Genomic DNA, 13,948 nt, shown 5'->3' on the forward strand with positions numbered 1-13,948 from the left:
AAATACAAAAATAAAGCGCTGACCCAAGGATCAGCACTTCACCATTATTTATCTCATCAGATATTTATTATTGACCAAACATCTCCCGCAACCAGCCCGGTGCTTGTTCTTGTTGCTGAACAGGTTCTGACACGGCTGCTTGCTGGCACAAGCTCTGTGGATCATAAGTCCAAACCGGTAATGTTCTCCAACCACTGCCACTACAGTTGAAACTGCCATCTTCGTTAACCGCCATATCCACAATCCCTTCTGGAGGCATATTGTTCAACATCAACGGGGGTTGATTTTCCAGATAACGACGATACACATTTAATGCCCCGGTAGCGCCGGTCAGATTAGTCGGTTCATTGTTATCCCGACCAACCCATGAAATCACCACTTCTTTGCCATCAATACCGGCAAACCAGCTATCACGCAGGTCATTAGTTGTGCCTGTTTTACCGGCTAAATTATAACGACCAAACTTAGCCGCCAGAGAACGAGAGGTCCCCCTCGCCACAACCTGCTGCATACCATACAGCGTCAGATAAGCCGCTTGAGCAGGTACCGTCCGTTCAGCTTGCGGGTAACTCTGATATATCACCGTGCCTTCTTCCGTGATGACTGAACGTAACGCGGAAAGCGTCGCACGGTTGCCGCCGCTCGTCATGGTCTGGTATTCCTGAGCCACTTCCAGCGGTGTCAGGCTGAGAGAACCCAGTAACATGGCCGGAACCTGATGAATCACTTCTTCCGGAACCCCAAGCCGGACCAGGGTATTACTGACATGATCAAGACCCACAGCTAATCCAAGATTCACCGTCGGAATATTGATTGAACTCGCCAGCGCATCGACTAACATAACTCGCCCACGGAAACGACGGTCATAATTTCTCGGCTCCCACGCCTTACTGTTAGGCTGTTTTACCGTAAGCGGTTCATCTGCCAGCCAGGTATTTAACCGATATTGATCAGGTTCACTCAACGCCGCCAGATAAGTAGAGGGTTTTGCCAACGAACCAATTGAGCGACGTGCCATCAGCGCCCGGTTAAATCCCGCATACTGTGGTTGAGAACCACCGACCATTGCCCTGATTTCACCACTAATACGATCGACAATCACCATTGCCCCTTCAAGATCAGTAATCTTGCGGGTTTTTCTCAAGTTGGCAATCCCTTCTTCCACCGCATTTTCTGCCGCATCTTGGGATACCGGGTCCAGAGTAGTAAAGATTTTTACACCGGACAGATCATTCACTTTATCGCCCAGTTTGTCCTGTAATTCCTTTCGAACTAATTGCATAAACGCAGGTTGTGGGGTAATCACTCCACTTTTCGGTTTTACGCCCAATGGGCGAGCACTCAGTAACTTATAAAGATCTTCGTCAATAATTTGCTGATTTTGTAAAAGCTTGAGCACTACATTACGACGTTGAAGAGCTAATTTAGGATTACGCCACGGGTTATAAAGTGAAGCCCCTTTTACCATACCCACCAGCAATGCTTGCTGATCCAAACTTAATTCATCCACCGGGCGACCAAAATAATAGAGGCTCGCCAGTGGGAATCCTCGGATCTGCTCATCACCACTTTGACCTAAAAACACCTCATTCAGATACAATTCGAGAATCCGATCTTTGCTATAGCGGTAATCCATCAGAAGCGCCATGTACGCTTCATTCGCTTTACGCACTAAAGTACGTTCATTGGTCAGGAATAAATTTTTGACCAATTGTTGCGTTAGGGTACTTCCCCCCTGAACGGTACGTCCTGCAACCAGGTTAGCCAACACCGCACGCCCAATAGAAAGAATACGGATACCATCATGTTGATAGAAATAGCGGTCTTCTGTTGCCAGTAAGGTATTAACCAGTAAATCTGGGAAGCCAGAACGGGGCACGAACAACCGCTGTTCGCCATTGGGTGACTGCAACATGGTAATCAGCTTCGGATCAAGGCGGAAGAAACCAAACTGACGTTGGTTTTCTATATTTTTGATCTCTGCCAGACGATTATCACTGAAAGTCAACAGAGCATGGATCTGCCCTTCTTTACTGTCAGGGAAATCAAACGGACGACGCAGCATTTCAATGGTTTCACCTCTGACAGAAAACTCACCTGGACGCGTGATTTTCGTCACCTGACGATACTGCATTCCTTCCAACAGATGTACCATCTCTTTTTTACTGTAGTTCATGCCCGGTTCAAGGTTAACCATCCGGCCATAAACTGCTGCTGGCAATTCCCAGACTTTTCCGTCAATGCGATCACGGATTTTGCCATCCAGATAGACTCCATATCCCCCCAGTAATACCGCAAAAACAAGAAATATTTTGAATAACAACCAGAACCAACGCCACTTTTTCTTAGGTGGACGAGCATTTTTTCCTTTCTTTGTCATGGGTTGGTCCTCTTCATCATCGTAGTCGTCATCTTCTTCATAACCATCATCATAATCATCTAACAGATACCGTCTTTTCAATGACGGTTTACGACGGGATACAGATTTTTTGCCTTTACGTCCGATTGGTTGACGATCTTCACCAGACATTCCAAAATTCTCCAAAACCATTTAGATGCTGAATAATGGGTATTCATATTCCTTTCTTTTAATGAATTTATTCACCTACAAGAAAGTTGTTAAATTCTACTGCGAATATTTTTTTACCCGCCGGGTTGGTGCGGTATTTGCCGGATCATCCGGCCATAAATGTTTTGGGTAACGCCCTTTCATCTCTTTTTGCACTTCCCGGTATGATCCTTGCCAAAAAGCAGCCAAGTCCTGCGTAATCTGCAATGGCCGCTGGGCCGGCGATAATAATTCAAGCACCAATATTACCCGTCCTTTTGCCAGAGATGGGCTTTGTTGCTCACCATACATTTCCTGCATCCTAACTGATAATACTGGTGGTTTATTATCAAAATAACGGATTACTATCCGACTGCCAGTAGCAACAGTGTAATAAACCGGCAGTTCATTATCCAGACACTGTCGCTGTTGCCAGTCCAATAAACTTTCCAGTGCTGGCAATAAATCAAGCTGTTTCAGCCCTTTCAAATCATGCACATTAGTCAGAAATGGCCTCAGCCAACGTTCAAGAGAAGCCATCAATGAATCATTATCTACATCAGGCCACTGTATTTCAGGCAACCATTTGGCCGCACATTGGATACGGGTACGAAGTTGAACAACCGCAGATGACCAATTCAGTTCATGTAATCCCTCACTGCGTAACCAGTTTAACAGAGCCTGTTGTAATTGCTCATCAGAAGGTTTTGCCAATAGCTGGGCTTTTACTGTCAAGCTGCCACATTGCAGCCGTTTCCATGCTCTTAATGTGCCTTTATTGTCATCCCATTCAACGACACTCTGCTCATTGAATAAATTCGGTTGTTGCCGTATCAGTTGTTCAATGTCCAGAGGACAAGCCAGTAAAATGCGGGCATCAGGGTTTTTGCTGCTTTGTAATAGTGAAGGAGCCACCAGCCACGATTCGTCAGATAATTTTTCTTTATCATCGATCATTGCCCCTAAACCATTTGCTAGTTGAAAGCGACCATGCTTATCTCGATTTTTAGCTATTCGGTCAGGAAAACCTTGAGCCAATAACATTGCGACTGCTCCACAGGCTGGCTCACCAAAATGACCACCGATATTTCTGACTAACTGCTTTGCTCGCCGTAACCACTGAGTCTGACGCTGCTCAACCCAATAAGTGATATCCAGCTGACCATCACGGGGAGGTTCCTCCAGAATCGCTGTCAGCATAGCGGCGGTGGCCAGCGTATCGGCTCCCTGCTCCGAACCGGCACATAACATAGCAGCCAGACGCGGATCACTACCAAATTCCGCCATTTTCCTGCCTCTGGAAGTCAGCTGACCATTATGATTTACCGCGCCTAACTGTAATAACAGCGATTTGGCTACCGCCAGTGCAGCGGTTGGCGGCTTATCCAACCAGTGCAGTTGGGAAGTATCATGACATCCCCACTGCAATAAAGAGAGCCATAAGCTACCGAGGCCAGCATTCAGTATTTCGGGTTCACTGTGCTCTGCGGCCCTTTCTGCCTGTTCCTGGCTGAATAGATGCCAACAAATTCCAGCTTCCAACCGTCCGGCTCGTCCAGCTCGTTGTGTCATAGAAGCCTGACTAATACGTTGTGTGATCAAACGGGTTAATCCGGTTTTTGGCTCAAAACGGGCCGTGCGTTCAAGGCCACTATCAACCACCAATCGAATACCTTCAATCGTTAAGCTAGTTTCTGCAATGTTAGTCGCCAAAACGACTTTACGGCGTCCAAGTGGTGAAGGTTCGATAGCTTTTTGCTGTTCAGCTAACGATAAGGCACCATATAACGGGCAGAGATCGGTATCTTCTGCCACTTTCCCGTGAAGAAATCCCAATACCCGCTGAATTTCCCCAATCCCCGGCAAAAACAATAACAAAGAACCCTGCTGTTGTTGGAGTAATCGCAATACAGTGGTAGCCACACTTTGCTCAAAAGGCTGATGAGCCGGTAAAGGGTGATAATTCCGGGTAATAGGAAAGCTCCGTCCTTCAGAAATAATCACCGGCGCATCAGGTAATAAAGAAGAGAGGCGCTGATTATCCAACGTCGCTGACATGATCAGAATCCGCAGATCATCCCGCAATCCTGCCTGTACATCCAGAAGCAATGCCAGCGCCAGATCAGCCTGTAAACTGCGCTCATGGAATTCATCCAGAATCACCAAAGAAACACCTTCCAGCATCGGGTCCTGCTGTAACATACGCGTCAAAATGCCTTCTGTTACCACTTCAAGACAGGTAGCCGTACTCACTTTGGTTTCTGAACGCATCCGGTAACCCACCGTCTGCCCAATATTTTCATTCAGTTGAGCAGCAAGACGGTTAGCAACACTACGAGCGGCAATCCGCCGTGGCTCTAACATAATGATACGCCCGGAAAAATCAGCTTTTTTCAGGATTTCCAATGGCAACCCCGTAGACTTTCCAGCCCCGGCAGGAGCATGCAACAGTACCTGTTGTGAGCTTTTCAACGCACTCAGGACAGGCTCGACGACCTCGTATACAGGCAATAAAGACACAAACACTCCATTAAAGAAAGTTAACTTTCAACCGCCGACATTGTAGCATTGCCTGTCTCAATCTTATGCCATCAGTCATTAAGGCGTTTTTATGAAATTCCATCCTCCGTTACAATCTGCCACGCTAATTCGTCGCTATAAACGTTTCCTGGCTGATGTCATCACACCAGAAGGCGAAACACTGACCATCCACTGTGCCAATACGGGCGCAATGACCGGCTGTGCAACACCGGGAGACACGGTTTGGTACTCCACATCTGACAATCCAAAGCGTAAATACCCCAACAGTTGGGAGTTGACAGAAACACAGGATGGTCACTGGATTTGCGTTAATACGCTCAGAGCGAATGATTTAGTGGCGGAAGCTATTAAACAAAATGCAATTTCAGAATTTTCTGAATACAAAAAAATCAGCAGGGAGGTAAAATATGGTGAAGAGCGCAGCCGGATAGATTTGCTATTGCAGGCAGAGCAGCAAGTCAACTGTTATATTGAAGTGAAATCAGTCACACTTCTTCAAAATAATTGTGGCTATTTCCCTGATGCAGTAACCACCCGTGGGCAGAAACACTTACGGGAATTGCAACACATAGTAGAACAAGGGCAAAGAGCTGTTCTGTTTTTTGCGGTCTTGCACTCTGGGATCAAACAGGTCGCGGCGGCTGCACACATTGATGATAATTATTCATCTCTTTTGGAACAAGCGCAAAACTCTGGGGTCGAAGTTATCTGTTACCAGGCCAATCTAACGGAAAAAGGGATGGTTTTAGGTGATAAATTAACTTTTATTCTAACTGGTTAATATATTGATTCACCTAATATATACCCTATGGATTTCAAAATGGATCACGACGGCAAGGGAGCAAATCCCCAGGAGCATAGCGAACTCTATGACCGGGGTGAGTGAGTGCAGTCAACAAAGAGGCAACTTGAAAGATAACGGGTATATACAGTCAGATTGTACAAGGTGTAAAGACATCCGATACGTTTGTCTTCACTCCATAGTGAAACTAATAGCAGGAACAATTGCCAACCCATGCTCCATCTGCTATTTATAGCGGCCTGTTTTTTTCCCCGCTAGGGGTTCGTTTGATAGTGCGTGAGTTAGGAGAAGTATTATGCAAGAAGGGCAAAAACGTAAAACCTCGTCCTTAAGCATTCTCGCCATCGCTGGGGTAGAACCTTACCAAGAGAAGCCAGGTGAAGAATACATGAACGATGCCCAGTTGGCGCATTTCAAGCTAATTCTTGAAGCATGGCGCAATCAGCTCAGGGATGAAGTAGATCGTACTGTATCTCATATGCAAGATGAGGCAGCGAACTTCCCCGATCCAGTTGACCGTGCAGCGCAGGAAGAAGAGTTCAGTCTTGAATTACGCAACCGTGATCGTGAACGTAAATTGATTAAGAAGATCGAGAAGACACTGAAAAAAGTCGAAGATGACGATTTCGGTTTCTGTGAATCCTGTGGAATTGAGATAGGCATCCGTCGTCTGGAAGCCCGTCCAACCGCAGATTTATGTATTGATTGTAAAACCTTAGCCGAAATCCGTGAAAAACAGATGGCTGGCTAATTAATCGTGTGCCAAATACGGCGTCTTTAATGGCGCCGTATACACAACTTTCACTGATCCCCATATGATAAAGCCTGAACGTCCCCTCGCTTATATTGGGCGTTTCGCCCCGTCACCTTCGGGTGATCTTCACTTTGGTTCGTTAATCACAGCAATTGGCAGCTATTTGCAAGCCCGTGCTAATCAGGGAAAATGGCTGATACGTATTGACGATATTGATCCGCCCAGAGAGGTTCCCGGCGCTGCCAGCCGTATTCTCCAGACTCTTGAACATTATGGCCTACATTGGGATGGCGAAGTTCTCTATCAATCCCAGCGTCATGACGCTTACCGCTATGTCCTTAATCAGTTACAACAACAAGGGGTAAGCTATAACTGTATCTGTACCCGTCAACGTATTCAGCAGGCTAATGGTTTTTACGATAAAAACTGCCGTGAATTAAATCTACCTCTTAATCATGCAGCAATCCGACTTAAGCAGAATAATCCTGTTTATGGTTTTGAAGATAAATTGCTGGGATACCTGAGCGCTGACCCTGCCATGGCAGAAGAAGATTTCATTATTCATCGTCGTGATGGCTTATTTGCCTATAATCTGGCGGTTGTTATTGATGATGATTATCAGGGTGTGACAGAAGTCGTGAGAGGGGCTGATTTGATTGAGCCAACTGTTCGCCAGATTGCACTTTATCAGCAATTAAATTTAAAGATCCCTGATTATATTCACCTACCATTGGCTCTGAATAAAAACGGCAATAAACTTTCCAAACAGAATCATGCTCAACCAGTCCCGCTGGATGATCCCCGACCGTTACTCATTGAAGCATTATCTTTCCTTAATCAGCCTGTCATAAAAAATTGGCCGGACCTTTCCCGTGACCAGTTGTTGAAAAAAGCAACAGCACATTGGGATCTGGACCAGATTCCGCGACAAGATAAAATATACAAGTAACATGAATAAAGTTACCGTTAGTCATAACAACCATTCTCAAAAAATACACAGTAGGCTATGATTAGCCGCTGTTTTTTATTCGTTTTTATATGATTAGTTACTTATCGAGGTGTACCATTTTTAACCGAGTAGCAAATTTCTGCCGTAATTTATTGATCCGCGAGGGAAAAATTGACCGCGAACTACAGGCAGCCAGTGAAAGGCCAGTCACCGTATCTGACCGTTCTTCTCAGGAAGAGTACGTAACTCTTCAATCTAATCACCAAAATACCTGCCAACTTTCATCCAGCGTGAACGCTCAAAAGAAAGTTGAACAGGAAAACCCTTATTCAGATTTACCCATAACGGTAATTTCACGTGAACAACACAATATTTCTCGTAGAGATATCAGTGAGAATGCGCTTAAGGTACTTTACCGTTTAAATAAATCTGGTTTTGATGCTTATCTGGTTGGCGGTGGTGTCCGTGACTTGTTGCTGGGCACAAAGCCGAAAGATTTTGATATTGCCACCAATGCAACACCAGAACAGGTTCGTAAATTATTCCGTAACTGCCGTCTGGTGGGACGCCGTTTCCGCTTAGCCCATATTATGTTTGGCCCGGAAGTGATTGAAGTTGCAACATTCCGTGGTCCACATGAACAAACTGATTCCGATGATAAAAGTCAGTCACAACATGCTCAAAGCGGTATGCTGTTACGGGATAACATCTTTGGTTCAATTGAAGAAGATGCTATGCGCCGTGATTTCACGATCAACAGCCTCTATTACGGCATCAATGATTTCTCTCTGCGTGATTATGTTGGCGGTCTTCATGATCTGGAAACCGGCGTTATCCGTCTGATTGGTGATCCAGAAACCCGCTATCGGGAAGATCCAGTAAGAATGCTGCGTGCAGTTCGTTTCGCCAGCAAACTGAATATGACCATCAACGAAGATACCGCCGAACCTATCTCTCGTCTGGCTTTTCTACTGAGCAATATTCCACCTGCTCGCCTGTTTGAAGAATCTTTAAAACTTTTGCAAACAGGCCAAGGCTACAGCACTTATAAGCTGCTACGCAAATATCACCTGTTCCAACCACTATTCCCATTGGTTCAACGCTATTTCACCGAAAATAACAATTCGCCAATGGAACATATGCTCAATCAGGTTCTGAAGAATACCGACTACCGGTTACAGAATGATAAGCGGGTTAATCCGGCGTTTTTGTTCGCTGCAATGCTTTGGTATCCACTGGTTGAACATGCTGAAAAGCTATCTCAGGAAAGTGGTTTAACTTACTACGACTCCTTTGCATTAGCGATGAATGATATTCTGGACGAACAGTGCCACTCTATTGCTATTCCTAAGCGCCTGACAACCATCATGCGTGATATCTGGCAATTACAGTTACGTCTGCCGCGCCGTCATGGTAAACGCGCAAACAAATTGATGGAGCATCCTAAATTTCGGGCTGCCTATGACCTGCTAGAACTACGTGCGAATGTTGAAAACCGTAATGAGCTAAAAGAGCTGGCCCACTGGTGGGGAGAATTCCAGCTGGTCAATGCCTCGCAGCAGCGGGGGATGATTTCTGAATTGGGCAATGATGTTATCCGTCGCCGTACACGGTCACGCCGCTACTACAAACCAAGATTGGGCAGGGATAGCAGATAATCATGACTCGTGTTTATATCGCTCTTGGTAGCAATCTAGCGAAGCCTGTGCAGCAAGTAAAAAATGCCCTTGCTGCATTAAAAGAATTACCCGAAACAGAGTTTATTACCTGTTCCTCTCTGTATCGTACCAAACCGATGGGACCACAGGATCAACCAGACTTTCTGAATGCGGTGGTAGCACTGGAAACCACTCTGGAACCGGAAACATTGCTCAATCACACCCAAGCGATTGAATTGGCTCAAGGACGAGTAAGGAAAAATGAGCGCTGGGGGCCAAGGACACTTGATCTGGATATCATGCTATTTGGTAATCAGGTCATTAATACCGAACGCCTGACAGTTCCCCACTATGGACTAAAACAGCGCGAATTCATGCTTTATCCGTTAGCTGAAATTGCCCCTGACCTTGTGTTTCCTGATGGGGAAGCTTTATCTGAAAGACTGAAATATATCCCAGAAAACGGCCTGACACTCTGGCTACAACCACAGTCCTCTGATCCCAGTAATTGCATATAAGGATCTCAGTTCAGTCCGTGGCCGATTTCTGTACATAACAAGAAAAATTGCAGGAGAAGATAGATAATGAAACCAATGACCATGACTGATCTGAATCAGCTCAAAAAAGAAAAACGGAAATTCGCGACGATTACCGCTTATGACGCCAGCTTTGCTCAACTGTTTACCGAACAAGGTATTAATGTCATGCTGGTTGGTGACTCTCTGGGTATGACATTGCAAGGGGCGGATACCACCATTCCAGTGACCGTTGAAGATATTGTCTATCATACTCGTTGCGTCCGCGCCGGCGCACCCTATACTTTTCTTATTGCCGATATGCCTTTCATGAGTTATGCCACACCAGAGCAGAGTTGTAAAAACGCTGCCAAGCTTATGCGTGCCGGCGCTAACATGGTTAAAGTTGAGGGCGGTAGCTGGCTATATGATACCGTTAAAATGCTTACCGAGCGTTCCGTACCCGTTTGCGCTCATTTAGGGCTAACTCCCCAGTCGGTCCATGTTCTGGGCGGTTATAAAGTTCAGGGACGTGATGAAATATCGGCCAATCAATTGATAAAAGATGCAATTACATTAGAAAAGGCTGGCGCGCAATTGCTGGTACTGGAATGCGTACCCGTTGAATTGGCTAAACGTATCACCGATGAATTACAGATCCCAGTAATTGGTATTGGTGCCGGTAATATGACTGATGGGCAAGTTTTAGTGATGCATGATGCATTAGGCATTACAGCAAGCCCACCTAAATTTGCAAAAAACTTCCTTGAAGAAGCTGGAAATATGCGTGATGCCATCCGTCTATATAAAGCACAGGTGGAAAGCGGCACTTATCCTGGCAAAGAACACTCATTTTATTAATAACTCACCCTTGTTAGCCTGAAAGCTTTGAACAAATTAAGGAGTATTAAGCAATGCTGATTGTCGAAACTATACCGATTCTACGCCGTGAAATCCGCCGTTGGCGTCAGGAAGGGAAACGCATTGCACTCGTGCCAACAATGGGTAACTTGCACGACGGCCATATGACGCTAGTCGATGAAGCCAAAGCGCAAGCAGACATTGTTATCGTCAGCATTTTCGTTAACCCGATGCAATTTAATCGTCAGGATGATCTGGCAAGATATCCGCGCACTTTGCAGGAAGATTGCGAAAAGCTCCATCAACACGGTGTCGATCTGGTATTCGCTCCTGCCGATAAGGAAATGTACCCTAATGGTATGGAACATCAGACTTATGTTGAAGTTCCTGAATTTTCTACCATTCTGGAAGGTGCCAGCCGTCCCGGTCATTTCCGTGGCGTTTCAACGGTGGTAAGCAAATTGTTCAATCTGGTGCAGCCGGATTTGACCTATTTTGGCGAGAAAGATTTTCAGCAATTACAGCTTATCCGCAAAATGATTGCCGATATGGCTTATGATATTACTTTGATTTCCGTACCGACTGTACGCGATAAAAATAGCCTGGCTCTAAGTTCACGTAATAACAACTTAACCGCCGATGAACATAAAATCGCGCCAAAACTCAGCAAGATCATGAAATCTATAGCTGAAAAAATGGCACAAGGTGAACGCCACACAGAGCAATTGCTCACCCAAGCTTCCGAACAGCTACGCGAAGTTGGTTTTATACCTGATGAGCTGTTTATCCGGGACGCCGAAACTCTGGCTCCGTTAAATACCGAAAGCAAAAAAGCGGTTATTCTGATGGCCGCCTGGTTAGGGCAAACCCGTTTGATCGATAATCAACAAATAGATTTAACGCAATAATCGCCCGCTGTATCAGGCATTACTGATACAGGAAAATAAAATAACAGATTCTAAGTTGTCATTGAATCAGGAGAGAAACCATGTTGCGCACTATGCTACAGGGGAAATTGCACCGAGTGAAAGTCACTCAGGCAGATCTGCATTATGAAGGTTCCTGTGCAATTGATCAGAATTTTATGGATGCAGCCGGTATTCTGGAATATGAAGCCATTGATATCTATAACGTGGATAACGGTGAGCGCTTTTCCACTTATGCTATTGCTGCTGAACGTGGCTCTAGAATAATTTCAGTCAACGGAGCAGCAGCGCGCCGTGCCGCAGTAGGTGATAAGCTAATTATCTGCTCATATGTACAAATTTCAGATGAAGACGCCCATCATCATAAGCCGAATGTCGCTTACTTCGATGGCAATAATATTATGAGCCGTATGGCTAAAGCCGTGCCAGTTCAGGTAGCTTAAATATTAATTATATGCTCGATAATGGGTAGGTTGTGAAGACCTCTGTAAATAAACTTCCCCTACCCATCAAATAAAAGAATCTACAATTAGGTTCTCAACCCCCGTCCTGTATCAATCAAATACCAAGCAACAAGATAAAAAACTATAATAAACGCGCTTAAAACCCCCAACGTTATGATTAATGAAACATCGGTAATTCCCAAAAAACCATAGCGGAAGCCACTGATCATATAAACTATCGGATTGAGTTTGGAAACCGCTTGCCAAAATGGGGGTAATAATGTCAGCGAGTAAAATACCCCGCCAAGATAGGTCAGCGGCGTTAATACGAACGTTGGAATAATACTGATATCATCAAACGTCTTAGCGAAAATTGAATTCAGCAATCCCCCTAATGAGAATAGAATTGATGTCATCAACAACGTGACAACAATCATCCACCAGGAATGAATATGAAGCGGAACAAAAAACAGGGAAACTAATGTCACCAAAATACCAACACAAACTCCACGAGCGACACCCCCCCCCACAAAGCCCGTGATAACGATGTGCGTTGGCACCGGTGCTACCAGTAATTCCTCAATACTACGCTGAAATTTCGCCCCAAAAAAAGAAGAGGAAACATTAGCGTAAGAGTTAGTAATCACTGACATCATAATCAGGCCAGGGACAATAAACTGCATGTAATCCACACCCCCCATTTCCCCAATACGCGAACCAATCAAGCTACCGAAAATAATAAAATAGAGTGACATGGTAATAACTGGCGGTAATAAAGTTTGTACCCAAATACGACCAAAACGGGTAATTTCTTTAATCCAGATAGTTTTTAGTGCCACCCAATACAGCTGAATCATTTACTATCTCCTTGTACGTTATTCACCAAGCTAACAAATAACTCTTCCAAACGGTTCGCTTTATTACGCATACTCAAAATATGCACCCCCTGAGCGCTTAATTGGGTAAATACGCCGTTTATTCCCTGCCCACGTTGAACATCCACTTCCAAAGTAGACGCATCCAGCAGCCGATAGTCATATCCTATCAGTTCAAGAATTGGGTTTTGCATGGCCAGATCGAAGACGAACGTTTCAGACTCCACCTGACTAAGCAGGTTTTTCATACTGGTGTTTTCCACCAATTCACCATGCTGAATAATACCAATATTACGGCACAGCATTTCTGCCTCTTCCAGATAATGGGTAGTTAAAATAATCGTGGTTCCTTGTGCGTTCAATTCTTTCAAAAAACTCCACATCGAACGGCGAAGTTCAATATCGACACCCGCTGTCGGCTCATCAAGAATCAATAATTTAGGCTGATGCATCAAAGCACGTACAATCATCAGACGACGTTTCATACCACCGGATAGACGAATCGCCCGTTGATCGCGCTTCTCCCACAGCTCCAACTGAGACAGATAGATTTTCGCTCTAGCCTGAGCCACATTCCTCGGCACACCGTAGTAACCTGCCTGATTGAGCACAATCTGCAATACCGTTTCAAACGGATTAAAGTTAAATTCCTGTGGAACAAGACCTAACTGGCGTTTAGCATTGACAATATCAGTATCAATATCGTAGCCAAATACCTTAACCTTACCGCTGCTTTTATTTACCAGAGAGCTAATAATACCGATTGTGGTGGACTTCCCTGCACCGTTCGGACCCAATAATGCGTAGAAGTCTCCTGCTTCTACATTCAGGTCAATCCCGCGCAGCGCTTTAATGCCACCAGCGTAAGTCTTGGTAAGCTGCGTTAACTCCAATGCATAAGTCATAAATTAAAAAACACCTTTATTATCTAGCCACTTTTACGTGTAATATGAAAATATAATGTTCCTTTCCTGCCTAACTTTCTTTGCAAAAACAGCAGAAGATTAAAAACAAGCAGCAACAAGATATTAAAATTTCTATTGATGTTGTATATGATTCTATCTTAAAGAAACACT

At 44.8% G+C, this 13,948-nt stretch carries 12 protein-coding genes; 8 read left to right on the top strand and 4 right to left on the bottom strand.

The genetic code is table 11. The features are described 5' to 3' along the window. Positions 1-67: 67 nt before the first annotated feature. The gene (gene mrcB / locus EAE89_RS08345; protein ID WP_054476054.1) at positions 68-2,530 is read right to left on the bottom strand and encodes a bifunctional glycosyl transferase/transpeptidase; all 2,463 of its coding nucleotides are present in this window, start codon (positions 2,528-2,530) and stop codon (positions 68-70) included. Between the two features lie 96 nt (positions 2,531-2,626). Further along, positions 2,627-5,068: an ATP-dependent helicase HrpB gene (gene hrpB / locus EAE89_RS08350; RefSeq protein WP_214085681.1), complete on the bottom strand. Its 2,442-nt coding sequence runs from the start codon at positions 5,066-5,068 to the stop codon at positions 2,627-2,629. 91 nt (positions 5,069-5,159) lie between these two features. Here hrpB and sfsA point away from each other — a divergent pair, with 91 nt between their 5' ends. From sfsA to panD, 8 genes are all read left to right on the top strand, one after another. Next, entirely contained in the window at positions 5,160-5,870 is a 711-nt protein-coding gene (gene sfsA / locus EAE89_RS08355) for a DNA/RNA nuclease SfsA (protein WP_214085682.1), read from the top strand. A gap of 316 nt (positions 5,871-6,186) precedes the next feature. After that, complete coding sequence (gene dksA, locus EAE89_RS08360) at positions 6,187-6,642, top strand: RNA polymerase-binding protein DksA (RefSeq protein WP_011145244.1); 456 nt, start codon at positions 6,187-6,189, stop codon at positions 6,640-6,642. Positions 6,643-6,706: 64 nt separating this feature from the next. After that, positions 6,707-7,594 carry a tRNA glutamyl-Q(34) synthetase GluQRS gene (gene gluQRS, locus EAE89_RS08365; RefSeq protein WP_054475877.1) on the top strand — a complete coding sequence of 296 codons (888 nt, stop codon included), beginning with the start codon at positions 6,707-6,709 and terminating at the stop codon, positions 7,592-7,594. A gap of 152 nt (positions 7,595-7,746) precedes the next feature. Next, the gene (pcnB, locus tag EAE89_RS08370; RefSeq protein WP_235525382.1) at positions 7,747-9,252 is read left to right on the top strand and encodes a polynucleotide adenylyltransferase PcnB; all 1,506 of its coding nucleotides are present in this window, start codon (positions 7,747-7,749) and stop codon (positions 9,250-9,252) included. 2 nt (positions 9,253-9,254) lie between these two features. Next, positions 9,255-9,770, top strand: a complete 516-nt coding sequence (gene folK / locus EAE89_RS08375; protein WP_054475880.1) for a 2-amino-4-hydroxy-6-hydroxymethyldihydropteridine diphosphokinase — start codon at positions 9,255-9,257, stop codon at positions 9,768-9,770. 66 nt (positions 9,771-9,836) lie between these two features. Continuing rightward, positions 9,837-10,628: a 3-methyl-2-oxobutanoate hydroxymethyltransferase gene (panB, locus tag EAE89_RS08380; protein ID WP_149616578.1), complete on the top strand. Its 792-nt coding sequence runs from the start codon at positions 9,837-9,839 to the stop codon at positions 10,626-10,628. A gap of 53 nt (positions 10,629-10,681) precedes the next feature. Further along, entirely contained in the window at positions 10,682-11,536 is an 855-nt protein-coding gene (panC, locus tag EAE89_RS08385) for a pantoate--beta-alanine ligase (protein WP_214085683.1), read from the top strand. An 80-nt stretch (positions 11,537-11,616) separates the two neighbouring features. Then, positions 11,617-11,997 (top strand): aspartate 1-decarboxylase, encoded by a 381-nt coding sequence (gene panD / locus EAE89_RS08390; protein ID WP_054475886.1) that lies wholly within the window; start codon positions 11,617-11,619, stop codon positions 11,995-11,997. 86 nt (positions 11,998-12,083) lie between these two features. On the opposite strand, the gene EAE89_RS08395 is transcribed toward panD, so the two are convergent. Beyond that, a complete protein-coding gene (locus EAE89_RS08395; protein WP_054475888.1) occupies positions 12,084-12,854 on the bottom strand; it encodes an ABC transporter permease in 771 nt (256 codons plus the stop codon). Next, positions 12,851-13,777 (bottom strand): ABC transporter ATP-binding protein, encoded by a 927-nt coding sequence (locus EAE89_RS08400; protein ID WP_214085684.1) that lies wholly within the window; start codon positions 13,775-13,777, stop codon positions 12,851-12,853. The genes EAE89_RS08395 and EAE89_RS08400 overlap by 4 nt, the downstream gene beginning before the upstream one ends. Positions 13,778-13,948: the final 171 nt, after the last annotated feature.

Origin of the sequence: Photorhabdus heterorhabditis (genome assembly GCF_018448905.1) — a bacterium.
GTDB classification, from domain to species: Bacteria; Pseudomonadota; Gammaproteobacteria; order Enterobacterales; family Enterobacteriaceae; genus Photorhabdus; species Photorhabdus heterorhabditis.

What these genes read in the sequence shown, in the direction of transcription:
- dksA (WP_011145244.1), top strand. Translation starts at nt 6,187, where the DNA reads ATGCAAGAAGGGCAAAAACGTAAAACCTCGTCCTTAAGCATTCTCGCC.
- EAE89_RS08400 (WP_214085684.1), bottom strand. Translation starts at nt 13,777, where the DNA reads ATGACTTATGCATTGGAGTTAACGCAGCTTACCAAGACTTACGCTGGT.
- panD (WP_054475886.1), top strand. Translation starts at nt 11,617, where the DNA reads ATGTTGCGCACTATGCTACAGGGGAAATTGCACCGAGTGAAAGTCACT.
- gluQRS (WP_054475877.1), top strand. Translation starts at nt 6,707, where the DNA reads ATGATAAAGCCTGAACGTCCCCTCGCTTATATTGGGCGTTTCGCCCCG.
- panB (WP_149616578.1), top strand. Translation starts at nt 9,837, where the DNA reads ATGAAACCAATGACCATGACTGATCTGAATCAGCTCAAAAAAGAAAAA.
- folK (WP_054475880.1), top strand. Translation starts at nt 9,255, where the DNA reads ATGACTCGTGTTTATATCGCTCTTGGTAGCAATCTAGCGAAGCCTGTG.
- EAE89_RS08395 (WP_054475888.1), bottom strand. Translation starts at nt 12,854, where the DNA reads ATGATTCAGCTGTATTGGGTGGCACTAAAAACTATCTGGATTAAAGAA.
- mrcB (WP_054476054.1), bottom strand. Translation starts at nt 2,530, where the DNA reads ATGTCTGGTGAAGATCGTCAACCAATCGGACGTAAAGGCAAAAAATCT.
- sfsA (WP_214085682.1), top strand. Translation starts at nt 5,160, where the DNA reads ATGAAATTCCATCCTCCGTTACAATCTGCCACGCTAATTCGTCGCTAT.
- panC (WP_214085683.1), top strand. Translation starts at nt 10,682, where the DNA reads ATGCTGATTGTCGAAACTATACCGATTCTACGCCGTGAAATCCGCCGT.